Annotated in this window: 21 protein-coding genes; 13 read left to right on the forward strand and 8 right to left on the reverse strand. The window is 70.9% G+C overall.

From position 1 onward, the window contains the following. Positions 1-164: 164 nt before the first annotated feature. Complete coding sequence (locus ACFVX9_RS37720) at positions 165-749, reverse strand: DUF6879 family protein (RefSeq protein WP_387986562.1); 585 nt, start codon at positions 747-749, stop codon at positions 165-167. A 684-nt stretch (positions 750-1433) separates the two neighbouring features. On the opposite strand from ACFVX9_RS37720, the gene ACFVX9_RS37725 reads away from it, so the two are divergent. The 5 genes from ACFVX9_RS37725 (at position 1434) to ACFVX9_RS37745 (ending at position 5719) form a co-directional block, all read left to right on the forward strand. Continuing rightward, positions 1434-1661 carry a hypothetical protein gene (locus ACFVX9_RS37725; protein WP_063348188.1) on the forward strand — a complete coding sequence of 76 codons (228 nt, stop codon included), beginning with the start codon at positions 1434-1436 and terminating at the stop codon, positions 1659-1661. Then, the gene (locus ACFVX9_RS37730; protein ID WP_387986565.1) at positions 1645-2160 is read left to right on the forward strand and encodes a DUF6879 family protein; all 516 of its coding nucleotides are present in this window, start codon (positions 1645-1647) and stop codon (positions 2158-2160) included. Before ACFVX9_RS37725 ends, ACFVX9_RS37730 begins: the two co-directional genes overlap by 17 nt. Continuing rightward, positions 2161-2883, forward strand: a complete 723-nt coding sequence (locus ACFVX9_RS37735; protein ID WP_387986568.1) for a helix-turn-helix domain-containing protein — start codon at positions 2161-2163, stop codon at positions 2881-2883. A 380-nt stretch (positions 2884-3263) separates the two neighbouring features. After that, complete coding sequence (locus tag ACFVX9_RS37740; protein ID WP_380373292.1) at positions 3264-4394, forward strand: methyltransferase domain-containing protein; 1131 nt, start codon at positions 3264-3266, stop codon at positions 4392-4394. 89 nt (positions 4395-4483) lie between these two features. Beyond that, positions 4484-5719 (forward strand): cytochrome P450, encoded by a 1236-nt coding sequence (locus ACFVX9_RS37745; RefSeq protein ID WP_387986571.1) that lies wholly within the window; start codon positions 4484-4486, stop codon positions 5717-5719. Between the two features lie 66 nt (positions 5720-5785). On the opposite strand, the gene ACFVX9_RS37750 is transcribed toward ACFVX9_RS37745, so the two are convergent. Then, positions 5786-5980 carry a DUF397 domain-containing protein gene (locus ACFVX9_RS37750; RefSeq protein ID WP_387986574.1) on the reverse strand — a complete coding sequence of 65 codons (195 nt, stop codon included), beginning with the start codon at positions 5978-5980 and terminating at the stop codon, positions 5786-5788. Positions 5981-5982: 2 nt separating this feature from the next. Continuing rightward, the gene (locus ACFVX9_RS37755; protein WP_380373284.1) at positions 5983-6852 is read right to left on the reverse strand and encodes a helix-turn-helix domain-containing protein; all 870 of its coding nucleotides are present in this window, start codon (positions 6850-6852) and stop codon (positions 5983-5985) included. A 127-nt stretch (positions 6853-6979) separates the two neighbouring features. Between ACFVX9_RS37755 and ACFVX9_RS37760 the strand changes: the two genes are divergently transcribed. Together ACFVX9_RS37760 and ACFVX9_RS37765 are read left to right on the forward strand one after the other, a co-directional pair. Next, positions 6980-7348: an ATP-binding protein gene (locus ACFVX9_RS37760; protein WP_380345155.1), complete on the forward strand. Its 369-nt coding sequence runs from the start codon at positions 6980-6982 to the stop codon at positions 7346-7348. Continuing rightward, positions 7345-7596: a hypothetical protein gene (locus ACFVX9_RS37765; RefSeq protein ID WP_350877566.1), complete on the forward strand. Its 252-nt coding sequence runs from the start codon at positions 7345-7347 to the stop codon at positions 7594-7596. Before ACFVX9_RS37760 ends, ACFVX9_RS37765 begins: the two co-directional genes overlap by 4 nt. A 160-nt stretch (positions 7597-7756) precedes the next feature. Here the strand turns inward: ACFVX9_RS37765 and ACFVX9_RS37770 are convergent, their stop codons facing one another. After that, a complete protein-coding gene (locus ACFVX9_RS37770) occupies positions 7757-7951 on the reverse strand; it encodes a DUF397 domain-containing protein (RefSeq protein ID WP_063348179.1) in 195 nt (64 codons plus the stop codon). A 207-nt stretch (positions 7952-8158) separates the two neighbouring features. Between ACFVX9_RS37770 and ACFVX9_RS37775 the strand changes: the two genes are divergently transcribed. The 3 genes from ACFVX9_RS37775 (at position 8159) to ACFVX9_RS37785 (ending at position 14600) form a co-directional block, all read left to right on the forward strand. Beyond that, a complete protein-coding gene (locus ACFVX9_RS37775; protein WP_387986580.1) occupies positions 8159-9538 on the forward strand; it encodes a TIR-like protein FxsC in 1380 nt (459 codons plus the stop codon). 83 nt (positions 9539-9621) lie between these two features. Beyond that, positions 9622-13542, forward strand: a complete 3921-nt coding sequence (gene fxsT / locus ACFVX9_RS37780) for an FxSxx-COOH system tetratricopeptide repeat protein (protein ID WP_380373307.1) — start codon at positions 9622-9624, stop codon at positions 13540-13542. An 89-nt stretch (positions 13543-13631) separates the two neighbouring features. Next, positions 13632-14600 (forward strand): 2-hydroxyacid dehydrogenase, encoded by a 969-nt coding sequence (locus ACFVX9_RS37785; protein WP_380345151.1) that lies wholly within the window; start codon positions 13632-13634, stop codon positions 14598-14600. 22 nt (positions 14601-14622) lie between these two features. Here ACFVX9_RS37785 and ACFVX9_RS37790 read toward each other — a convergent pair whose 3' ends face one another. From ACFVX9_RS37790 to ACFVX9_RS37800, 3 genes are all read right to left on the reverse strand, one after another. Continuing rightward, positions 14623-15477 carry an alpha/beta fold hydrolase gene (locus ACFVX9_RS37790; protein WP_063348176.1) on the reverse strand — a complete coding sequence of 285 codons (855 nt, stop codon included), beginning with the start codon at positions 15475-15477 and terminating at the stop codon, positions 14623-14625. A 23-nt stretch (positions 15478-15500) separates the two neighbouring features. Then, a complete protein-coding gene (locus tag ACFVX9_RS37795; protein WP_380345149.1) occupies positions 15501-16409 on the reverse strand; it encodes a DUF4231 domain-containing protein in 909 nt (302 codons plus the stop codon). 221 nt (positions 16410-16630) lie between these two features. Next, positions 16631-17395 (reverse strand): sugar isomerase domain-containing protein, encoded by a 765-nt coding sequence (locus tag ACFVX9_RS37800; RefSeq protein ID WP_063348174.1) that lies wholly within the window; start codon positions 17393-17395, stop codon positions 16631-16633. 222 nt (positions 17396-17617) lie between these two features. Here ACFVX9_RS37800 and ACFVX9_RS37805 point away from each other — a divergent pair, with 222 nt between their 5' ends. Further along, the gene (locus tag ACFVX9_RS37805) at positions 17618-18310 is read left to right on the forward strand and encodes a metal-dependent transcriptional regulator (protein ID WP_063348173.1); all 693 of its coding nucleotides are present in this window, start codon (positions 17618-17620) and stop codon (positions 18308-18310) included. A gap of 506 nt (positions 18311-18816) precedes the next feature. Here the strand turns inward: ACFVX9_RS37805 and ACFVX9_RS37810 are convergent. Next, a complete protein-coding gene (locus tag ACFVX9_RS37810) occupies positions 18817-19521 on the reverse strand; it encodes a bifunctional DNA primase/polymerase (protein WP_244293629.1) in 705 nt (234 codons plus the stop codon). Positions 19522-19836: 315 nt separating this feature from the next. Between ACFVX9_RS37810 and ACFVX9_RS37815 the strand changes: the two genes are divergently transcribed. Continuing rightward, positions 19837-21213: a hypothetical protein gene (locus ACFVX9_RS37815; RefSeq protein WP_063348171.1), complete on the forward strand. Its 1377-nt coding sequence runs from the start codon at positions 19837-19839 to the stop codon at positions 21211-21213. A gap of 68 nt (positions 21214-21281) precedes the next feature. Then, positions 21282-22856 (forward strand): IS1182 family transposase, encoded by a 1575-nt coding sequence (locus ACFVX9_RS37820; protein WP_387986586.1) that lies wholly within the window; start codon positions 21282-21284, stop codon positions 22854-22856. The last annotated feature ends 133 nt before the right edge of the window (positions 22857-22989 follow it).

The raw sequence follows: 22989 nt of genomic DNA on the forward strand, positions 1-22989 counted from the left end.
GCGTGTTGTTTTTTCTTTCTTTTTCTCTTCCCTGAGAAGGCCGCCCCCGGTCCTGTCCAGGTCTTTTTTGTGTAGGAAGTCGGCCTCACCGACTTCCTACGCACAAGGACGCTCCTACCTGCGGAGAGGGCCGGGCCTGCGCTCTCCGCACAGGCCCGGCCCGGTCATGACGTCGGCCCGCGCCCCAGGACACCTGGGACGCGGGCCGACGGATGGGGTGTTGCGCAAGAAGCTGGTGGGGCCGACTTCAGGTATTCGGAAAACGGCACGGAGTGAGCCAGGGCGATTCTTTTCCACTCGCGGTGGCGGCGCATGTCGCCGCTGACCAGCTCCCGGTTGATCTGGGTGCCGTCAGGTCGGAAGTTCAGGTGGACTGCCGAGGTGTCATCGAACAGCCACCAGTCCTGGTCGGGGATACCGAAGTTCCCTTCAGTGGTGTCCAGGATCCGGATGTCTTCTCCGGCGGCGATGTTGCCGGGGATACCCCAGGCGAACTGGTACCGCTGGTAGTCCGTGAGGGGGTGGCGCACCACCCGGACGCGGCCGATCTTCCGTCCCGAGGAAACGAAGCCGTGCACCCTCCGGTGCCACGCCGCGTTGTGATCGATCGGCTTCGGCTCGCCGCGCAGGAAGCGGGCGAGGCTCTCTGCTTCCCTGGGCATGGTGTAGGCGGGCTGCGCCTCGAACCGGAACGCTTCGTGCTGGTAGCTGTCGAAGTGGGCGCGCCACTGGTCACCATCCAGGAGCACGGATGGCCTCCTTCAGAACGTGTCGGGGAATCTCGACGGCGGACTCCCGATGGGTGCCTTCAGGGCCGTGAAGTGGTCGCTCTGGACCGCGAACGTCCCGCGATCGGTGGAGTACACGGTTGGGCAGTCGTCATCGTCGCAGCGTGGGCCGTTGAACTTGCTGGCAGGAGACAGTAGCTGCGGGGGCTCAGCCACGCTGACCTCGCTATGCCTCCCAACTCGTCAACGACGCTAGGGCTGCCTTCGATGCCTGTCCATGCAGTATCGGGCATATTCCGGGTCTGGGATAAGGACCTTGCCTGGGGCCTTCGCTCTGAGGAGCCGCCGGAACATACCGGGAGTCGTCAGCGAGGACATGGTCGAACGTGTCGGCAGTGCGGCAGCATGGTGAGGCCTGCCGCTCAGGATGCGGGTCAGCGGGTGCGGTGCCGCGTAAGAAGTCGGTGGAGTCGACTTCTTGTGCAACCCCCGCAGCAGGTTCGGTGGCGACGGAGCTGTTCGTCGCGATCGCCCGGGATGCCGACGGGGTCGACTTCCCGGGCGATCGAAACGTGGTGGGTGGCTCCAAGGCAAGATCATTAGTCGAACACGGGAATATCGCCGAGTCGGCATGGACACTCCTGCAAGGTGTCCCTAGCTTCGTATCTGCAAGGTCCAGCAGGGTTCGGCGGGTGGGAGGTTGGCATGGCAGGGAAACCGGTGCTTACGCGGCTGACGGGCAACGGCAACGGCAGCGGCAGCGGCTCGGGGGAGTGCGGCGGGGATGACTGCCCGAACGTGTATGCCACCGACCGTGGCTCGTTCGTGGTTCAGGGCGACCTGTTCGACGGCTTCACCGCGCCCGAAGGCGAGGGCCTGGTGGAGATTCCCGAGCACATTCTCAGGGAGGCCGTCCGTGCTCTTGGATGGTAAGGACTGGCGGGACTACTTCGACGCCATGGCGAGCGATGCCTGGCGACTGGAGACCCGTTCCGTCTACACCATGCCGCAGGAAGAGGACGCCATCCGGCGCTTCCTGGCGGGTGGACCGGTCACTGCGGAGGACACCGCGGCCTGGACCAGGCGCGTGAGGGGCTTCCGTGAGAGCGGTCGGACCGTCGGCCGCGTCCACGCGATCACCCGACCCCTGACGGACTATCTCCGCTTCGAGTTCGCGCACTACGCCCACAACGTCGCGGCCGGCGAGGACATCCGGATTCTCGACCTGACCGGCCGCGAGAATCCGGGCCTACCGGATCAGGATTTTTGGATGTTCGACGAGTCCAGGGTGGTCCTGATGAACTACCGCCCGGACGGGACGCAGATCAGCCGCGAGGCGTTCGACGGCGACCCGAGCCGATTCGTCGAGTGGAAGCGCTTGGCCGTATCCGAGTCCGTTCCTTTCTCGGAGTACGTGAGAGCAAGCGGCTGAGTGTCTCTGGATCCGGAACGGCTCGGACAGTCCAAGTCCGAGCTGGGGAAGAAGCTGCGAGAGCTGCGCAAGCGAGCCGGCCTTACGGGGGCCCGGCTCGCTGTGCGTTGTGCCATGACGCAGAGCACGATCAGCAAGATTGAGACGGGGAAGAAGATACCGACCCTTGTAGAGGTCGAGCGAATTCTTTTCGCGCTTGGCGTACCGTCGGAGATAGCCGAGGAAATCTCATCGCTCGCGCGGGTTGCTCATACGCAGTGGCAGGAGGTCCGGGCGTCCTGGAGGGTCGGGCTGGAGAAGCGGCAGGCGGAGCTCGCAGCGCTGGAGCAGGACGCCTCCGTCCTGCGGTATTTCCTTCCGGCGATGGTGACGGGGTTGCTGGCGACGCCCGAGTACGTCAGGGCCGGTCTTGCCTACTCGCCCGGTGATATCGGCAAAGCGGTGGCTCGGAAGTTGGAGCGGCAGGCGGTCCTCTATGACACGTCCAAGTCGTTCACGTTCCTTCTGACTGAGCAGGCCGTCAAGTGGGCGGTGGTCGGTCCGATGGCCATGTCGGTTCAGATCGAGCGTCTGGCCGCACTTTCCCGCCTGCCCAATATCCGAATCGGCGTGATTCCGTACGGGGTTGTCCTGCCGCAGGGCCCGATGAACACTTTCACGATTTACGATTTACGATTTACGATGAGCGGTTGGCCACGGTGGAGGTATTTACTGGGCGCATAGTTTTCCGGGACCCCAGGGACATCTCCGAGCATATTGGAGTTTTTTCCCGCTATGAGATGAATGCGTTGTTCGGGGATTGCGCAAGGCGGCAGCTCTACGAGTGGTCTGCGACATTCCGTGGAGATCTTTAGTCGGTCACTGGAATATTGTTGAAATTCTCGCAGGAATCCCCCTAGCGTGTTCTCGCCCGTCGATGTCGCTGGATGCCACTGTGGCCACCGGCACCGACTGACCGGTCTGACGGGCGGGAAGGAGCGCAGACATGGGGGAGCACGGAGACGGCAAGGGCGGCGAGGTCGGGGACAAGAAGCAGTCCCCGAAGGAGTCGGACGGCCAGTGGACCAAGCCCGTCACTCCGCCGAAGAAGTGAGCTTCAACTGATGGAGGAATTCGCACAGTTGATGTCCGGGCTGGGCGAGGAGTGGCGGGGCGCGTTCGAGCGTGCCCCGCGCTCTGCCTTCGTGCCGGAGAAGGTGTGGGCCCCGGACGGCGGCGCTCCGACCGGCTACCGGCGGATCAGCCGTGGCGACGACCCGGACGGCTGGTGGGCGCTGGTCGACGCCGACGCTGTGGTCGTCACGCAGGTGGACGACGGGATCGGTGGCGGGCCCGGCACCGCGACGTCGTCGGCCTCCATGCCGTCCCTGGTGGCGGACATGCTTCGTCACCTGGAGGTGAGCGACGGGCATGCCGTGCTCGACGTCGGTACCGGAACCGGTTGGACAAGTGCCCTGCTGTGCGCCCGACTCGGTGACGAGCAGGTGACCACTGTCGAGGTGGATCCGGTTCTGGCGGCAGAGGCGGCGCTGAGGTTGGGGGCCGCTGGATTCGCGCCGAACCGTGTGGTGGGCGATGGGTTGGCCGGGTGGCCCCACGCCGCTCCCTATGACCGCATCCACTCGACCGCAGCCGTCCGCAGGGTGCCCTGGGCATGGATCGAGCAGACCCGCCCCGGCGGTGTCATCGTCACCCCGTGGGGCACCTCCTACGCCAATGCCGGGCTCCTGCGCCTGGTGGTCGGCGAGAGGGGCCAGGCGTCGCACGGCCGGTTCGTCGGCAACGTCAGCTTCATGTGGATGCGAGCCCAGCGCCCGCATGCCGTGACCGGCCCGCTGTCTGATGCGCCGGACCATTACCGGCAGGGCCCTTCCGCAATGGACCCGGAGTTGGCGTTGGAGGACGTGCACGCAGCCTTCGCCATCGGCCTGCGAGTGCCCGGTGTCCGGTACGAACACGTCTGGGACGAGGCCGACCCCAGCGGCACCTTTCGCATGCAACTGTCCGACGGTGCCGGATCGTGGGCCTCGGTTCGCTACGCCAGGTGGAACGGCGAGGACGCTGTTCAGCAATGCGGGCCCCGCCGGCTGTGGGACGAGATCGTGGGCGCCCGCCGGTGGTGGTGGGGGGAGGAGGGGAGGCCGGACCTGGGCCGGTTCGGCGTGACCGTCGGTGTAGACGGTGCACAGTCCGTCTGGCTGGATGATCCTGGTAACACCGTCGCGGTCCGTTGACGACCGCTCCGTGCCGCTCTAGAACGGAGCACAGGCCCCGGACACGGACTGCCGGGGGCGCCCCCCGAGAGATCCTGAGGAGCAATGCCATGGCTCCAGACGACAACGGCTGCCCGGTGCTGGACATGACCGGCCGGGCCCTGCACCAGCAGAACGCGGAGCTCCGCGCCGCCGGGCCCGCCGTGCGGGTCGAACTCCCCGGCGGCATCGTCGCCTGGTCCGTGACCCGCAGCTCGGTGATCCGCGCCCTGACCGGTGATCCGCGGGTCTCCCGCGACCCGCGCAAGCACTGGCCCGGCCTGGCCGCGGTGCCCGAGGGGTGGCCGATGGGCCCGATCGCGTTCCAGCAGAACTTCTTCAACCGCTACGGCGACGAACACCGCTCGGCGCGACGACGGATGGCGCCCTCGTTCTCGCCCCGCCGGGTGTCCTCGCTGCGGCCCGGTATCGAGGCGACGACCGCCGCCCTGGTCGGCGCGTTCCGTGACCTCGCCCCCGGCGAGGCCGTGGACATCCGCCGGGCCCTCTCGCTCCCGCTCACCATGACGGTGATCTGCGACCTCTTCGGCGTACCCGCCGACATGCGGCCGCAGATCGGCCGGTCGATGGACACCCTGCTGACGACGACGGCGACGACCGAGCAGATGACGGTCGCGCGGGCGGAGATCAACGTGGTGCTGGTCGAACTGCTGGAGCTCAAACGGCGCGACCCCGGCCCCGACCTCGCCAGCGACGTGGCCGCCGTCAGCACCGGCGGCGACACGGGCCGCGCCGAGGAGGAGTCCCGCGACGAGCTCTTCCTGATGCTCGGCGCCGGGTACGAGACGGCGGTCAACCTCATCACCAGCGCCGTCCAGGCGCTCCTCACCCACCCCCGCTACCTGGCCCAGGTTCGCGAGGGCACCCTCGCGTGGGAGGACGTCATCGAGGAGACCCTGCGCCACGAGAGCCCGGTGATGCACATCCCGCTCCGCTACCCGCTGGAGGACATCGACCTCGGCGAGGGCGTGGTCATCCGGCAGGGCGAGCCGATCCTGCTCGGATTCGGCGCGGCCGGCCGGGACCCGGAGGTCCACCCGGACCGGCCGGACGACTTCGACCCGACCCGCCCCGACAAGGAGCACCTGTCCTTCGGCTACGGCCCGCACTTCTGCCTCGGCGCACCCCTGGCCCGGCTGGAGGCCGAAGTGGCCCTGGAAGGCCTCTTCGGCGCCTACCCCGGCAGCGCCCTGGACCCGGCCAGCCCGATGCCGGCCCGCCTGGAGTCCGTGATCATAAGCGGCCCGGCCGAGCTCTGGATCGTCCCGAGGCCTGCCGCAGTGTGACGGCGGTACCTGGGGGAAGGGCGGCTCCCGCGAGTTCGCGGGAGCCGCCCTTCCGCGCCGTGTGGGTCAGGCGGTGAAGTGGTCGAACTCGCCGGCCTTGGCGCCGAGGAGCCAGGCGTTGAGCTTGGCGCGGGTGGTGGTGACGATGTGGGCGGGGTCGTCGGACTCGCGGATGTAGACCAGCTCACCTGAAGAAGCGATTTCGACACAGTTCGCCTGGTCGCTGCTGAAGCTGGACTTCTGCCAGTTGAGCTGGTGCATGGCTATCTTCCCTGGACCTTGTAGCGGATGTGCTGGATCAAGCCCAACGAGTCGCGATGGCCTGACGATGGTGCGGACGTCGCGGCAAGCAGGGGTGGAAGGGCCAAACCCCTGAGCCGATCGAACTTCCGGTCAAATGTTGTCACGACCTCGGGATCTCCCACGAAGTCCGACCCATGTGGGTGTTCGAGCAGAACTGTGTCAAGCCGGTTGTGCGCGCCACGGATGAGCATGAACGGAGTGTCGTTCGAAGCGTATGTGGTGCAGTCGAACGGGAGGATCTGAATCGTCACGTTCGGAAGACTGCTCATCTCGATCAGATGATTCAGCTGATCGCGCATGACCGTTGGGCCCCCGTACATCATGTGCAAGGCGGCCTCGTGGATCACAGCACGGAACGGAGGCGCGTTCTTGCCTGCCAGCACCCTGTGGCGTTCTTGGCGGAACTCGACCTTCTTCTCGTTGTACCCCTGGATGACCTCGCCGTAGGCCTTGGTCTGCAAGAGTCCGGGAATGAGGAGAGACTCGTAGCTGTCCAAGGCCGTGGCGCTCGCCTCCGCCTCGGCGAGGTCGAGTGAACTGCGTGTCACGTGGTGCTTGAACTCGGTCCACCAGCCCTTCCCCGAGCTCTCGCTCATGGCGACGAGGCCGGCTCGGTACTCCGGGTCCGCGACGCTGCAGATGTCGAGCCAGGCGTTCAAGCGCTCAAGATTGAGGCCGAGCCTGCCAGCTTCGGTGTGGCTGATGTTTGGACCTTTGACGCCCAGGGCCTCGCCGATCTCCAGGGCCGAGATGCCTGCGGCGTCTCGAACACGGCGAAGCTCCTCGCCGAAGCGGCGCTGTCGTTCGCTGATACCAGTCCTGAACCCCATGGGCATGCCCTTCCCGCGATCTTCATCTACGCAGAGTGTACGTGCATGTTCGGAGTGTATTGCAGACTTGAGGGGTATTCGTCTACAGTCCACTCACCAATCACTTTGCACCGCTGGGAGATTCCCCATGTGTGACCCCAACCTCAACTCCCCCTCCCTCACCGTCTCTCGCGAGGCGTTGCGCGACACCATGGCGCGCGCCGGGTACCCCGACTCCTCCATCGGGGACGCCGAACTCGCGCTCGTGGAGCTGGTGGTGAACGCCTGGCGGCACGGGTTGACCGCCGCGCCCGTCGTCCTGGTCGCCGTCGTCCACGGGACGCTCCGCGTCACCGTCGCGGACCGCAGTCCCGTGCTGCCCGAGCAGCGGAAGCCCGACCCGTTCGCCCAGTCCGGGCGGGGGTTGATGCTGGTGGAGGGGCTCATGCACCGCTGGGGTGCGGAGCCGCAGAAGCTCGGCAAGCGCGTCTGGTTCGAGCTGGACGGCGCCGCGTGATCGCCCATCACCCGATCCACCCCGCCGACCCGGCCCTGCGGCAGCTCACCGGCCGGCAGATCACCGAACTGATCGTCGATCTCCGCACGGAGGGCCGAGAGTTCGGGCTCCTCTGGCCGTCCGCCCAGTCCGGAGAGGCCGATCTGAACGGCCGGGCGCTCGTCTCCATCGGCAACATCCCGGCCAGCACCTTGATCAACCTGCTGGCCCTGCTGCGCGAGTTCAAGCGCCGGCGGGGCCGGGCGTGACGGGCATGCTGGTTCTGATCCTGCTGGCGGCCGCCGTCGGCGGTGTGTGTCAGGCCCGGTCCGAGCGGCTGCGGGATCGACGGGATCGGACATAGGTGCCATGCATGGCACGCGGGTCCGCCTTCTCCGGGCGGGCCCGCGCCATGCCCGGCCGTGGAGGTCAGGCGATGAAGTGGTCGAACTCGCCGGCCTTGGCGCCGAGGAGCCAGGCGTTGAGCTTGGTGCGGGTGGTGGTGACGATGTGGCCGGGATTGTCGGACTCGCGGAGGTAGACGAAGTCGCCCTCGGAGGCGATCTCGATGCAGTCCGCCTGGTCACCGCTGAAGCTCGGCTTCTGCCAGTTGAGGTGGTCCATGGCTACCTTCCCTGTACTCCGTGTCGGGCGCGCTGGAGCAGGCCCCGGGAGCCACGATAAGCGGGCGCACAGCCGTGTCGTTTCGGTCATGTCAATTCGTGCGACTCGTTGTGCTATTCCCTTGGGTCCTCACTCGTTCCTACACTGAGACCCCGCCGCACGGGGGCTGCGGGAACCAGGTTGCCGACGGGCCCGGGGGAGGCGCGTGTGAACGACCGTGGCTGGGACGAGGATGATGCCCGGCCGTACTTCTTCCTCTCCTACGCGCACACCCCGAAGGCCGGCACGCGCGGCGCCGGTGATCCGAACCACTGGGTCCGCCAGCTGTACCGGGACCTGTGCGAGGCGGTGCTGCAGCTGACCACGGTCCCGGCCGGGGTGCCGGTCGGCTTCATGGACGAGTCCATGCACCAGGGGGAGTTGTGGGCGGAGCGGCTGTCGGAGGAGCTTGCGACGTGCCGGGTGTTCGTGCCGCTGTACTCGCCTCGGTACTTCAACAGCGTCCCGTGCGGGCAGGAGTGGCACGCCTTCACCCGCCGCCCGGTGTACCCGGCGACGATCGACGCGGAGCGCACCAGTGGCATCGTGCCGGTGCTGTGGGCGCCGATGAGCCGCTACCGGCTGCCCAAGGTCGCCAGTGAACTCCAGTTCAACCACGCCAGTTTCGGGCCGGACTACGCCACCGAGGGCCTGTACGCGCTGATGAAGCTCACCTACTTCCGCTCCGCCTACGAGCTGGCCGTGCACCGGCTGGCGGCGCGGATCGTGCAGGTGGCGGAGGAGACGGTGATCCCGGTCGGGCGGCGGCTGGACTTCAACGGGCTGCCCAGCGCCTTCAACGTGAGCGCGCCGACCAAGCAGCTGCGGATCTCCGTACTCTCCTACCACCAGGGCGAGTTGCCGCCCGACCGCAATCCCGACTTCTACGGCTCCCGGCGCACCGACTGGCACCCCTATCGCCCGGCCGGCTCGCCGATCGCCCAGCACGCGGTGCGGCTGGCCCGGCAGTTGGGGTTCCAGCCGACCGTGCACGAGTTCGACGACGAGGTCGAGTCGATCATCGAGGGGGAGGCGGCCGCCCCCGGCCTGCTCCTGCTCGACCGGTGGGCGCTGCGCGATCCGGACCGCCGGGAGCTCGTCCGCCGCTTCGACCGCTCGGACGCCACCTGGGTGAGCGTCCTGGAGCCGTGGAACACCGAGGACCCCGAGTGCGAGGAACGCGGCGGCGACCTCGGCGAGTTGAGCGACAAGGCGTTGCGCATCACCCGGCGGGCGAGCCGCCCCAGCTTCCTCGGGGTGAGCGGCCCGACCGGGCTGAACACCCTGGAGGACTTCGACGACGCGCTGCCCCGGGCCGCCATGAAGGCCAAGTACGCCTTCGAGGGCCGCACCAGGGCCGAGCCGGAGGATCCGCCGCCGCCCCGCCCGAACCTGCGGGACGCGTTCCGGCGCGGCCCGGGCGCGGCCCCGTTCGGCCGGGACGCCCCCCTCGGGCAGGACGGCTCCGGACCCGACGACCACCCAGACCGTGACGACGGCGATGACCCCGATGACGGGATGGCGCCCTTGGGAGGACGACCCAGATGAGCGAGAACCCCACCAGGAACTTCCGCGTCGGGGGCCTCACCGTGGCCGAACTGGCCGCCCAGCGGGAGGCCGAGCGACGGTCCGTGGAGCAGGACCGCAACGGCCGGATCATCACCTTCTACTCCTACAAGGGCGGCACCGGGCGCACCATGGCGCTCGCCAACACCGCCTGGATCCTGGCCGCCAACGGCTACCGGGTGCTCACCGTGGACTGGGACCTGGAGGCGCCGGGCCTGGCCAAGTTCTTCCACCCCTTCCTCGACCCGGCCTCGCTGGCCGGCACGACCGGGATGATGGACCTGATCGCCGAGTACCGCGAGGAGGCCCTGCGCCCGGTCGAGCACGCCGAGGGCTGGCACCTGGACTTCGCCAGGGTGCACCCGCACGCGCTGTCGCTGTCCTGGCCGCTGTTCCCGACCGGGGGCAGCCTGGACTTCCTGTCCGCCGGCCAGTTCAACCGGGACTACTCCGAGGCCGTCACCCACCTGGACTGGGACATCTTCTACGACCGCTTCGACGGCGGGCAGTTCTTCGACGCCCTCAAGGCCGACATGAGCAAGCGGTACGACTACGTGCTCATCGACTCGCGCACCGGCCTGTCCGACATCGCCGAGATCTGCACCGTCCAGATGCCCGACGACCTGGTCGTCTGCTTCACCCTGAGCGACCAGTCCATCGACGGCGCCTCCCGGATCGCCCAGCACATCCACGACCGCTACCGCGAGCGCGGCATCCGCATCCTGCCCGTCCCGATGCGCATCGACGAGGGCGAGAAGGAGAAGGCCGACGCCGGCCGCTCCCTCGCCCGGGTCCGCTTCGACGGGCTGCCGGCCGGCCTCAACGGCGAGGAACTCGCCTCCTACTGGGGGTCGGTGGAGATCCCTTACCGGCCGTTCTACGCCTACGAGGAGATCCTCGCCACCTTCGGCGACCAGACCGGCACCCCCACCTCGATGCTCGCCGCCTGCGAGCGCCTCACCGCGATGATCACCCAGCGCAAGGTCACCTCCCTGCCGGTCATGGACGAGGAACTGCGGCTGCGCTACGTGGACGCGTTCACCCGCCGCCGCCCGTCCGTCCCCGCCGACCTCTACCTCTCCTACGTCCCCGAGGACCGGATGTGGGCGGACTGGATCGAGTCCGTGCTCACCCGGGCCGGCTTCCGGGTGCTGCCCCGCGACCTCAGCGCCGGCACCGACCCGCGCGAGGAGACCGAACGCGGCATCGACGCCGCCTACCGGACCGTCGCCGTGCTCTCGCCCGCCTACCAGCGCTCCCCGCAGGCCCGGGCGCTGTGGGAGTCCGTGGTCAACTCCGACCCCGCCGGCACCCGGCGCCAGCTCGTCCCCGTCCGCGTCGGCGACGTCAGGCTCACCGCGCCCTTCAGCAACCGCAACCCCGTCGACCTCGTCGGCCGCGACGAGACGCAGTCCGTCCAGACCCTGCTGCGCGCCCTCGGCCGCGGCGACGTCGCCCTGACCGAGCCCAACGGCAGCGGACCGCGCTTCCCCGGCAGCAAGCCGACCGTGTGGGACGTCCCGCCGCGCAACCCCTCCTTCACCGGCCGCGCCGCCGTCCTGGAGCAGTTGCGCAACCAACTGCGCGGCGGCATGGCGGCCGTCCTGCCCACCCCCCAGACGCTGTACGGGCTCGGCGGCGTCGGCAAGACCCAGGTCGCGCTGGAGTACGCGCACCGGTTCATGTCCGACTACGACCTGGTCTGGTGGATCGACGCCGAACAGACCGAACTCGTCGCCCCCGCCCTCGCCGACCTCGCCCGCCGGCTCGGCCTGCGCGTGGGCGACTCCGTCACCGAAGCCGCCGAGGCCGCCCGGGAGGCGCTGCGCCGCGGCGTGCCCACCTCGCGCTGGCTGCTGATCTTCGACAACGCCGACGAACCGGCCGAGATCCGCCGCTTCTTCCCCGGCGGCTCCGGCCACATCCTGGTCACCTCCCGCAACCAGGCCTGGACCGGGCACGCCGAGGCGCTGGAGGTGGACGTCTTCACCCGCGGCGAGAGCGTCGAACACCTGTGCCGGCGCGCCCGCGGCCTGTCCCGCCCGGACGCCGACCGGGTCGCCGAAGCGGTCGGCGACCTGCCGCTCGCCGTCGAGGTCGCGGCCGCCTGGCTGGACACCACCGGCACCCCGGTGGAGACCTACGTCGCCCAACTGCACGCCGAGGCGGCCCGCGCGCTGGCCGTCGCCCGCCCCGCCGACTACCCGACCCCGGTCGGCGCGACCTGGAACGTGTCCATCGGCCGGCTGCGCCAGCAATCCCCGGCCGCCGTCCGGCTGTTGCAGCTCTGCGCGTTCTTCGCACCCGAGCCGATCTCGATGAACCTCTTCTACAGCGACCAGATGATCCGGGCGCTGGTGAAGTACGACGCCGACCTCAGCGACAAGTTCATGCTGGGCAAGGTGATCCAGGCGATCGGCCGGTACGCGCTGGCCAAGGTCGACGCCGGCAGCAACAGCTTCCAGGTGCACCGGCTCGTCCAGGCGGTGATCCGGGCCGAGATGACCGACGACGAACAGGAGATCGCCGTCCACGAGGTGCATCGCATCCTCACCGGCGCCCGGCCCGTCCTCGGCGACACCGACGACCCCGCCAACTGGCCCGCCTTCGACGAGATCTGGCCGCACCTGTCGCCCTCCAAGGCGCACAACTGCGACGAGGCGGACACCCGCCAACTGCTCATCGACCGCGTCCGCTACCTCTGGAAGCGCGGCGAACTCGACCGCGCCCGCGACCTCGGCCACGCCCTCGACACCGAGTGGACCAACAAGCTCGGCGAGAACGACCGGCAGACCCTGCTGCTGCGCTTCCAACTCGCCAACGTGCTGCGCTCCCAGGGCAACTACGCCGAAGCCCTGGCCCTGGACGAGGACACCCTGGAACGCCAGCGGGCCCTGCTCGGCGAGCACCACCCGTACACCCTGATGACGGCCGGCTCCCTCGGCGCCGACCGCCGGGCACTCGGCCGGTTCCAGGCCGCCCTCGACCTCGACCGCGAAATCCTCGACCAGTTCCGCGAGTTGTTCGGCGACGACAACCCGCGCACGCTCTCCATGGCCAACAACCTGGCCATCGACTACCGGCTCGTCGGCAACAGCGAGGCCGCCCGCGAACTCGACCAGGAAACCCTCGACCGGCGCACCGCCGTCCTCGGCCCCCGGCACCCCTACACCCTCTCCACCAAGTCCAACCTCGCCCGCGACCTGCGCGAACTCGGCGACTACCGCGGCTCGGTGGACCTGCTCCAGGAAGTCACCTCCGACCTCGGCGACGTCCTCGACCCCGACCTGCCGGAGAACCTGCGCAACGCCAAGTCCCTGGCCGTCTCGCTGCGCCGCATCGGCGCGCTCGCCGAAGCCCGCCGGATCACCAAGGAGACCTACGAGCGCTACCTGGAGCGCTACGGCGCCGACGCCCCCGACGCGCTCGCCTGCGCGCTCAACCTGGCCGCCGACCACAGCGCCTCCGGCGACAAGGAGGCCGCCCGCGACCTCTGCTCCACCGTCTTCGAAGGCCACCGCCGCCTCTTCGGCGACGAACACCCCTTCACCCTGGCCTGCGCCAACAACCTCGGCATCTACCTGCGCGGCAGCGGCGACATCCAGGGCGCCATCGAACGCGGCCGGCTCACCGTCGAAGGGCTGACCGACTCCGTCGGGCCGGACCACCCGTACACCCTCAACGCGGTGATCAACCTGGCCAACGCCTACGGCGACGACGGCCAGATCGGCCTCGCCGAGGAACTCGGCCGGGCCGCCTACCAGGGCCTGTGCGAGCGCTACACGCCCCGGCACCCGGATGCCGTCGCCTGCGAGGCCAACCTGTCGATCACCCTGCGCTCGGCCGGCCGGCACACCCAGGCCGCCGAACTGCGGGCCCGCGCGATCGGCGAGCTGATCCGCCAGTTCGGCGAGGAGCACCCCAACACGGTCGCGGCGCGCGGCTGGAAGCGGATCAACCGGGACTTGGAGCCGCAGCCGGTGTAAGCGGCGGTGTGAGCGGTGGTGTGAGCGGTGGTGCAGGCGCCGGTGAGAGCACGGCCTCCGGCCGGGGGCGGCGGGTACGCTGCGGGACCATGAGCAAGCAGACCCCGCCCCCGGTCCTGGTCACCCGGCGCCTCGCGCCCGGGGTGATCGAACGGCTCACCGCGCGCCACGCCGTCACCTGCCACGACTCCGACCAGGCGATGGCCCGGGCCGACCTGCTGGCCGCCGTCCGCGGCCGCCGCGCCGTGCTCACCACCCTGGACGACCGGGTCGACGGCGAGTTCCTGGACGCGGCCGGGCCGTCCCTGGAGATCGTCGCCAACCACGCCGTGGGGCACCACAACATCGACCTGGCCGCCTGCGCCGACCGCGGCGTGCTGGTCTCCAACACCCCCGGCGTGCTCACCACCGCCACCGCCGACATGGCCTGGGCGCTGCTGCTGGCCGCCACCCGCCGCCTCGGCGAGGGCGAGCGCCTGCTGCGCTCCGGCAGCCCCTGGACCTGGGCACCGAACTTCCTGCTGGGCATGGAGCTGGCCGGCACCCCGCTGGGCGTGCTCGGCATGGGCCGGATCGGGCAGGCGGTGGCCCGCCGGGCCCGCGCCTTCGACATGCCGGTCAGCTACCACAACCGCCGCGAGCTGCCGCCCGAGCAGGCCGACGGCGCCACCTGGCGGCCGCTGGAGGACCTGCTCGCCCACTCCACGGTGCTGGTCGTCACCGCCCCGCTCAGCGCCGCCACCCGGCACCTGCTGGACGCCCGCCGCCTCGACCTGCTGCCGCGCGGGGCGGTGGTGGTCAGCATGACCGCCGGAGTGGTGGACGAGGAGGCGCTGGCCGCCGCGCTGGAGTCCGGCGCGCTGTTCGCCGCCGCCGTGGACAACTTCGAGCACGAGCCGGCCGTCCCGCCCGCGCTGCTCGCCCAGGAACGCGCCGTCCTGGCCCCGCACCTGGGCAGTGCCACCGTCGCCACCCGGCAGGCGATGGGCGGCCTGGCGGTGGACAACGTCCTGGCCGTGCTGGGCGGGGGAGCGCCGGTCACCCCGGTGACAGCCTGAGGCCTCATGACAGCCTGAGGCCTCAGCCCGCCGCCCAGGCCAGGGCGGTGGTCAGCACCCGGAACGCGCCGAAGTGCGCTGCGCCGGGCTCCAGGAAGAGCTCGGCGCCGGGGATGTGGTCGCCCAGCCAGCGGGAGTGCTCGACCGGGGAGAACTGGTCGTCGGTGCCGTGCCACAGCCAGCTCGGCACCGCGATGTCCTCGACCTTGAACCCCCAGTCGGCGGTGAACGCCAGCACGTCGTCGATCCAGCCGTCCGCGCCGTGCCGGAACGCCTCCCGGTAGTTGCTCTGCAGCATCCGCCGCAGCCCGTTGTCGGCCACCACCTCCCGGTCGGCGGGCGACAGTTCGGGCCGCAGCCCGTTCAACAGCCGGACCGGGTCGTCCTTGATCTGCCGGGAGCGGAACTCCATCGCGTCGGCGATCCGGCCGTGCCCGCGCTCGGCCTCCTGGTAGGCGTGCACGTTCGACGGGGTCATCCCGGCGTACCAGTCCAGGCCGGCCGCGTTGCGCGGCGCCAGGCCGACCAGCACCGCCACCCGGCTGACCCGCTGCGGCAGCAGCGCCGCGCAGGCCAGCGCGTGCGGGCCGCCGCCGGAGCGGCCGAGCACCGCGAAGCCGTCCAGCTTGAGGTCGTCCGCGATGGCCCGCACGTCGGCCGCCGCCGCGCTCACCCGGCGGCCGAACTGCCGGGTCGAGTCGCCGTAGCCCGGCCGGTCGTAGGAGATCAGCCGCACCCCCAGCCGGTACAGCACGGTGCTGCGCGGGTGCGGGCCCACCCGGCTGCCGGGCATGCCGTGCAGCAGGAACACCGGGCGGCCGCGCGGGTCGCCCAGGGATTCGACGGCGAGGGCGCGACCGTCCGGGGCCTTGACCATCCGTAACGACACCTGCGGCCTCCTCAGTGGTCCCGGTCGGTGGTGGTGCGGATCTCCCGGCGGGCCTGCCAGGTGGTGTGCTCGCGGGAGACCGCGTCCTCGGCGTCCCGGGCCAGCCGGGCCCAGAGCTCCTCGGCATCCGCCGACTCCACGTCCAGCCGGGCCAGTTGGCACCGGATGAGCTCCAGCTCGTCGGCGGCCAGCCCGTACGCGGCGGCCAGCGGGCGGTACTGGCGCAGCTGCGCCCACGCGGTGATCGAGGCGGCCACTGCCGAGACGGTGCCCAGCGCGTCGTAGGTGAACGCGCCGAGCGCCCGCAGCACCGCGAGCACCAGCCCGAGCGCCGGGAGCACCACGCCCAGCACCCCCGCCAGGGCCCCGGCCCGGGCGCAGTACCGGGACTTGGCGCGGTACCAGTCGTGCTGCACCTGGATCCGCTCCCGCAGGTACACCTCGCGCCGCACCGCGAGCGGCTGCTCGCGCAGGTCGCGCATCGCCGCCGTGATCCCGGCGAGCTCCGCCCCGGCGCCCGGTGCGACCACCCGGCCGTCCCGGAAGGCGCCCAGCACCCCGCCGAGCTGGACGCGGTACAGGCCCTCCGCGTCCGGCAGGGTGTGCGGCGGCGGCTGGTAGGCGTCCGCCCGGACGGCGAACTTCCAGGCCAGCGTCTTGACCGACTCGGCGGCGGCCCGGCCCTCGTACCAGAGCCCCTGCGGGTTCTGCCGGCTGATCACCACCGCGAGGACGATCGCGCCGAGGTAGGCGGCGGCCGCCGGCCAGGCCCACGGCTCGCCGTCGGCCGAGCCGGTCGCGGCGGCGACCACCAGCAGGAGCAGCTCCCAGGCGGAGAGCAGCACCGAACGCCGCTGGCCGCGCAGCGAGGCCGCGTCGGCGGCCCAGAAGAACCCGGGCAGCAGCTCCCGCTCGCGCATCCACCCCGTCCGTCCCGCCCCAGACGCCATGTTCGGCCCCCACCCGTCGCTCCGGTCGCACCGCTCTCCTGCCCCGGGCGGCTTCCCGGTACGCCTGGCCCACCCCCGGGCCGCCCGCAATGGCCGGGATGCCCCGGTGGATTGTCCGGCCCGGGTACGTTCGGTGGGCGGGCGGACACCCTGCGTGGAGAGGCGGCACCCGCGGGCGCGACCGGTGGGCGTCAGTAGGTGTAGAGGATCCGGTCGGCGTTGTCGGCCATCTGCTTGGCGTTCCACTCGGTGCCGCCGGGGACGTTGCCGGAGCGGAACAGCGGCGGGGCCGCGGTGGTGCCGTCGGCCGCCGCGTCGGCCAGCCGGCCGACCGCCGAGGCGACCACGGCCTGCATGAGCGCGCTGGTCACGATGGTGGAGACCGGGCCGAAGGTGGTCTCGGCGGCCGGGTGGGTCAGCTCGCCGTCCCCGACCGCGATCTTGCTGTCCAGCACCACGTCGCAGTTGTCCTTCAGGTACGTGCCGGACGGGTGCGCCGGGGGCACCTCGCCCGGGTACGCCAGCGACGTCACGCCGATCACCTTCAGGCCGCGGTCCCGGGCGTACCGGGCCAGCTCGACCGGCATCACCTGGCGGCCGGACAGCGAGATCACGAACAGGAGGTCGCCGGAGGCGGCCGGGGTCAGGTCCAGGGTGGTGGTGGCCAGGCCGGACACCCGCTCCAGCGCGCTGGACAGCGGCGCGGGCATCACCGTCACCCCCGCCATCCCGGGGACGTTCAGCAGGTTCATCGGGACCAGCCCGCCGGCCCGGTAGACCACGTCCTGGGCCGGCAGCGCGGAGTGCCCGGCACCGAAGGTGAACACCCGGCGGCCCTCGGCGATCGCCTCGGCGAGCAGCGCCGCGGCGGCCTCGATGGCGTCGGCCTCCTCCTCCCGGACCCGCTGGAGATGGGCGATCGCGGCGTCGAAGTACCGGCCGACCAGGTCGTTCATCTGTTGCCTTCGCTCTCTGCCGGTGGGGGCGCCGGCCGGGTGGGGCGGGCCGGGAGGGTCCGGGCCGCCAGTGGAGAAAGCTACGGCGAGCACCGTGGCGCCCCGGCGGCACCGCTGTCAACAGGAACGAAAACCGGGACCCGGGGCCCTTGCGCGGGCCCGGTTGTCGGTGCAGTACGTCAGAATTGGCGGTGAGGACACCGAGGAACGGAGCCAGCGGCGATGTCTGGGCTGATCGACACCACTGAGATGTACCTTCGCACCATCCTGGAGCTGGAGGAGGAAGGCATCGTCCCGATGCGCGCCCGGATCGCCGAGCGACTGGAGCAGAGCGGCCCGACGGTCAGCCAGACGGTCGGCCGGATGGAGCGCGACGGGTTGTTGCAGGTCGCGGGGGACCGCCACCTCGAACTGACCGATGACGGGCGCCGGCTCGCCGTACGCGTCATGCGCAAGCACCGCATCGCCGAGTGCCTGCTCGTCGACGTGATCGGCCTGGAGTGGGAGCAGGTCCACGAGGAGGCCTGCCGCTGGGAGCACGTGATGAGCGAGACGGTCGAGCGCAAGGTGCTCGCCATGCTCGGCCACCCGACCCAGTCCCCGTACGGCAACCCGATCCCGGGCCTGGACGAGCTGGGCGACGCCAAGGCCGAGGGCGAGGGCTTCGACGCCGCGCTCGTCCCGCTGGACACCGTCAAGCCGGGCGACGGCGGTGCCAGCGTGGTGGTCCGCCGGATCGGCGAGCCGATCCAGACCGACGGCGAGCTGATGCGCACGCTGCGCCGGGCCGGGATCCGGCCGGGCTCCACCGTGCGGGTCAGCGCCGGCGTCGCCGGCGTGCTGGTCGGCACCGGGGAGAACGCGGCGGAGCTGGGCAAGGACATCGCCCAGCACGTCTTCGTCGCCCAGGCCTGAGGAACGCGCCCCCCGGGCCCGGAACGCTTCCGGGCCCGGGGAACGCGCTTCCAGGAACGATGCGAAGGGCCCGCTGCTCCCCGTGCAGCGGGCCCTTTCGCCTCCCCGTTCCCTCCCTGTCCCCTCCGTCCCCTCCATCCCCTCCGTTCCCTCCCGGCCCCTCCACCGCCTCGCCCGGCTTCCCCGTCCGAGCGCTCCCTCCGGCGTCCCCTCGCACCGCAATTCCTCCCCTCGGCCGATCATGGCAATCCTTGAGCGTTGTCACTCGTCCGGGGGGCTTTCGTCCATGATCAGCGGGTACACGGAGGCCTTATCCGCACATGCGTGTGACGGGCCCCGCCTCCGGTGGGAGACAAGGCCCGTCAGCCGTGCGCGGGGTGTCGCGCGCTGCGCGCCCTCACCCGATAGGCGGAGGGCGGCCGTTCACGGGGCGGTGAATCGAGGCGGTGAACCGGGTTGGTGAACCGGAGCGGTTAACCGGGGTGGTGAATCGTTGCTGCGCCCGTTCAGCGCACCGCTGCCGCCGGCTGGGCGGGCTGGGGGTGGGCGGCCGCGGGCGCCTCGCGCCCGCAGGCGTAGGCGAGCGGGCTGATCAGCTCGGCGGCGTCGGGCAGCCAGCGGTTGAGCGCCGAGGGGGAGCGGGCCCACTGGGCGTAGCCGGTGCCGCCGATCCGGGACGGCGGGGCGACCGTCCAGTCCCCTTCGCCGCGGGCCACCAGGTCCAGCCGGCCGGGCGGCCAGCCGAGCTTGCGGAGCATCTCCGGCAGCTTGGCCGCGACCCCGGGCAGCACCAGGAAGTGCAGCCGCCGGCCGATCCGGCCGGGCGAGGCGGGCAGCACCGCGACCGGGCCCAGCTGGAGGTCCATCCGCTCCATCCGCGCCAGCGCCAGGCATCCGGCCGTCTCCGGGACGTCCAGGACGTCGAAGGACCGGCCGGTGGGCAGCAGGATCGAGGCCTGCGGCCGCTCGGTCCACCAGCGCCGTACCGCCCCCGGCCCGGCGCTCGCCTTGCGGGCCCAGTCCGCGTCGAGCGGGTGGGCCCCCGGCAGCAGGCAGCGCCGGTCGCCGCAGGAGCAGCGGGCGGGCCCGTCGCCGTCGATCAGCCAGGCGCCGGGAGCGACCTCCCAGTGGCGGTTCTCGGCGTAGCCGACGGCTTCGATGAGCAGCGGGGGCAGTGCGGCGTTCTTGCCCTGGTCGGGGGAGTCGGGGATGTCTTCCACGCGAAGCTCAACTACCGTGTGTGAGGCTGGTTACGGCCCGGCGCAAGCCGGTTGGGCGCATACCGGCAATGTCACTCGAACCGGTTACTCGACCGAGTTGAGGCGGGCGGGGGCAGGCGCAGTGGGGGCGCACAGGAGCATTTCCCAGGGCGCGTGGGGGGTGCGGATCGTCACCGTGGGTATCCCGCTGGCGTTGCTGATCGCTAACCTGGTGTCAGATTCCTTGGACGGTCGGACAGTCGGCAACAGATCAGCAGAATCGTCGCCCGCCGGCCGGGACCGGAGGGTGTGGGGAGGCGAAACCCAATGGCCGCAAGACCACTCGTCGCACGACAGCCCAACGAGCGTCTGCAGCAACTGATCCAGGAGGCCAGCTGCTCCAACGCCGGCCTGGCCCGGAGGGTCAACCTCTGCGGCGCCGAGCACGGTCTGGACCTGCGGTACGACAAGACCTCCGTCGCCCGCTGGCTGCGCGGGCAGCAGCCGCGCGGGCAGGCGCCGGCCGTGATCGCCGAGGCCCTCGGCCGCAAGCTCGGCCGCAGCGTGTCGGTCGAGGAGATCGGCATGGCCGACGGCAAGAACCTCAGCTCCGGCATCGGGCTCCAGTTCGCGCCGACCCTGAACGCCGCCCTGGAGCAGGTCTGCGAGCTCTGGCGCAGCGACGTCGGCCGACGGGACTTCCTGACCGGGGCCACGGTCGCCGCCTCCGCGCTGGTGGAACCCAGCCGGGACTGGCTGATCACCCCGCCCGACCCGGTGGTGGCCCGCACCGGCGGTCCCCGGGTCGGCCCGACCGACGTGGCCGCGATCAAGGCCACCACCGCGATGCTGGTCGACCTGGACCACCGCTTCGGCAGCGGTCACGTGCGCCCGGTGGTCGTGCACTACCTCAACTCGGTGGTCTCCAGCCTGCTCGGCGGGGCGTACCGGGACGAGACCGGGCGCCAACTCTTCGCCGCAGTGGCCCGGTTGACCGAACTGGCCGGATACATGGCGGTGGACACCGGCCAGCCCGGCCTGGCCCAGCGCTACTACATCCAGGCGCTCCGGCTCGCCCAGGCGGCCGACGACCGCGGCTACGGCGGCTACGTGCTGGCGGCGTCGATGAGCCACCTGGCGGCGACGCTCGGCAACCCGCGGGAGATCGCCCAGCTCGCCCGCGCCGCGCAGGAGGGCGCCCGGACGGTCGCCACCCCGACGGCGATGGCGATGTTCTACGCCGCCGAGGCCCGCGGCCACGCCCTGCTGGGGGATGCCCGCTCCTGCGAGGCGGTGTCGGCCAAGGCGCTGGAGATGATGGAGAAGCGCCGCCCGGAGGACGACCCGGACTGGATCGCTCACTTCGACGACGCCTATCTGTCGGACGAACTGGCCCACTGTCACCGGGACTTGGAGCAGGCTGGCCAGGCCGAGCACTACGCCCGCCGGGCGCTCGACCTGCACCCGCCGACCCGGGTCCGCCGCCGCGCGGTGGACCTCGTCCTGCTCGCCACCGCCCAGTTGCAGCAGCGGGACCTCGAACGCGCCTGTGAGACGGGCGCGCAGGCGGTCCGGCTGCTGAGCGGGCTGCGGTCCAACCGGGGCGTGGAGTACCTGGACGAGTTCCGGCGCCGGCTGGAGCCGTACCGGGAGCAGCGGGTGGTCCGCGAGTTCCACGCCAGGGCGGATGCGGAGGCTGCCTAGAAGGCTGATGAAGATGTTGGGTTCTGGCCCCGCCGCGTGAGCGGCGGGGCCAGACTTGTGTTGTGGCGATGGGGGAATGGTCCGGAGAGACTGTCGGGCCGGATGTCTGGGAGACCTGCGGGGACCTGATTCCGGCAGGGAGTGTGTTCGCGTTCCTGGCCGAGCATCGCGGCCGGCTGTTTCCTGCGGTGATGTTCACGGACATGTACCCGTCGGTGAACGGCCGCCCGAGCATGCCGCCCCAGATCCTGGCAGCCGCGATCACTCTTCAGGCCCTGCACGGGCTCTCGGACTTCGAGACGGTCCAGGAACTGCGCTGCGACCTGCGGTGGAAGGCAGCGTGCGGACTCGGCCTGCACGACACCGCGTTCGATTCCTCACTCCTGGCCTACTTCCGCCGCCGCCTGGCCCGCTCCGCCCGACCGAACCGCGTGTTCGAGGCCGTGCGGGAGGTGGTGAAGGCGACCGGGGTCCTCAAGGGCAAGCACCGCCGGGCGCTGGATTCCACCGTGCTGGACGACGCGGTCGCCACCCAGGACACCGTGACCCAGCTGATCGCCGCCGTGCGGGCGGTGATCCGCGAGGTCCCCGGCGCCGACGAGGTCGCCACCCGCCACTGCACCGCACACGACTACGCCGACCCGGGCAAGCCCCGCATCGCCTGGAACGACGCCCAGGCCCGCGCCGACCTCGTGGACGCCCTGGTCGGCGACGCGCTGTTGCTGCTCGGGCACCTGCCCGAGCAGCAACTCGGCGAGAAGGCCGCCACCGCGGTCGGCCTGCTGGCCCTGGTCGCCGGACAGGACGTCGAGCCCGCCGACGACTCCGACGGCCGTGACGGCCGCTGGCGCATCACCCGGGGCACCGCACCCGACCGGATCGTCTCCACCGTCGACCCCGACGCCCGACACGTCCACAAGACCCGCACCCACTACCAGGACGGATACAAGGCCCACCTCGCCATCGAGCCCGAGACCACGATCTACACCGAGGTCGAGCTCACCCCGGGCGCAGGACCCCGGCACCACGAAGCCGCCGTCGCCGAGAGCCTGCTCGCGGGCGAGGACGAGCCGGTGGACGCGTTCGGCGACACCGCCTACTCCACCGGGGGCGCCCGCCAGGCCCTCGGCGACGCAGGACACCGCCTGTTCTTCAAGCCCGCCCCTCAACGACCCGCCATCGCGGGCGGTTTCGTCCTCGACGACTTCCGGATCGACACCGCCGGCGGGACGGTCACCTGCCCCGCCGGCCGCGCCGTCCCGCTCTCACCCGACCGCGGCCCCGACACACCCCGCTCGGCGGCCTTCGGTGACCGCTGCACCGGCTGCCAGCTCCGCGAGCGGTGCACCGCCTCCAAGACCGGCAGGACCCTTCGGATCCAACCCGGCTACGACCTCCAGCACACCGCCCGCCGACAAGCCGCCGACCCCGCCTGGCAAGCCGCCTACCGCCGATGGCGGCCCCCGGTCGAACGAGCCGTGGCCTGGCTCGTCGGACACCGAAGCCGCCGCCTGCGCTACCGAGGAACCATCAAGAACAACACCTGGCTCCACACCCGCGCAGCCGCCCTCAACCTGCGAACCCTGCTCAACCTCGGACTCGCCCACAACGGCACGACCTGGCAAATCCAGGCCACCACCTGACAGCACGGCCCGGATCAACCCAAGATCTTCATCAGCCTTCTAGTAGGGCTTTGTTAGGTCCTATGGTGGGGGTCGGGGGTTGGTGCGGGTTGGCCGCATATCGAGCAGGCGCCGGTCCAGGTGGCCAGGAGGG

The sequence above is a fragment of the Kitasatospora sp. NPDC058243 genome, assembly GCF_042882025.1.
GTDB lineage: Bacteria > Actinomycetota > Actinomycetes > Streptomycetales > Streptomycetaceae > Kitasatospora.

Coding starts and splice junctions, on each gene's coding strand:
- ACFVX9_RS37740 (WP_380373292.1), top strand. CDS start 3,264: ATGGAGGAATTCGCACAGTTGATGTCCGGGCTGGGCGAGGAGTGGCGG.
- ACFVX9_RS37800 (WP_063348174.1), bottom strand. CDS start 17,395: ATGAACGACCTGGTCGGCCGGTACTTCGACGCCGCGATCGCCCATCTC.
- ACFVX9_RS37745 (WP_387986571.1), top strand. CDS start 4,484: ATGGCTCCAGACGACAACGGCTGCCCGGTGCTGGACATGACCGGCCGG.
- ACFVX9_RS37725 (WP_063348188.1), top strand. CDS start 1,434: ATGGCAGGGAAACCGGTGCTTACGCGGCTGACGGGCAACGGCAACGGC.
- ACFVX9_RS37805 (WP_063348173.1), top strand. CDS start 17,618: ATGTCTGGGCTGATCGACACCACTGAGATGTACCTTCGCACCATCCTG.
- ACFVX9_RS37795 (WP_380345149.1), bottom strand. CDS start 16,409: ATGCGCGAGCGGGAGCTGCTGCCCGGGTTCTTCTGGGCCGCCGACGCG.
- ACFVX9_RS37785 (WP_380345151.1), top strand. CDS start 13,632: ATGAGCAAGCAGACCCCGCCCCCGGTCCTGGTCACCCGGCGCCTCGCG.
- ACFVX9_RS37770 (WP_063348179.1), bottom strand. CDS start 7,951: ATGGACCACCTCAACTGGCAGAAGCCGAGCTTCAGCGGTGACCAGGCG.
- ACFVX9_RS37755 (WP_380373284.1), bottom strand. CDS start 6,852: ATGGGGTTCAGGACTGGTATCAGCGAACGACAGCGCCGCTTCGGCGAG.
- ACFVX9_RS37760 (WP_380345155.1), top strand. CDS start 6,980: ATGTGTGACCCCAACCTCAACTCCCCCTCCCTCACCGTCTCTCGCGAG.
- ACFVX9_RS37750 (WP_387986574.1), bottom strand. CDS start 5,980: ATGCACCAGCTCAACTGGCAGAAGTCCAGCTTCAGCAGCGACCAGGCG.
- ACFVX9_RS37815 (WP_063348171.1), top strand. CDS start 19,837: ATGGCCGCAAGACCACTCGTCGCACGACAGCCCAACGAGCGTCTGCAG.
- ACFVX9_RS37820 (WP_387986586.1), top strand. CDS start 21,282: ATGGGGGAATGGTCCGGAGAGACTGTCGGGCCGGATGTCTGGGAGACC.
- ACFVX9_RS37790 (WP_063348176.1), bottom strand. CDS start 15,477: ATGGTCAAGGCCCCGGACGGTCGCGCCCTCGCCGTCGAATCCCTGGGC.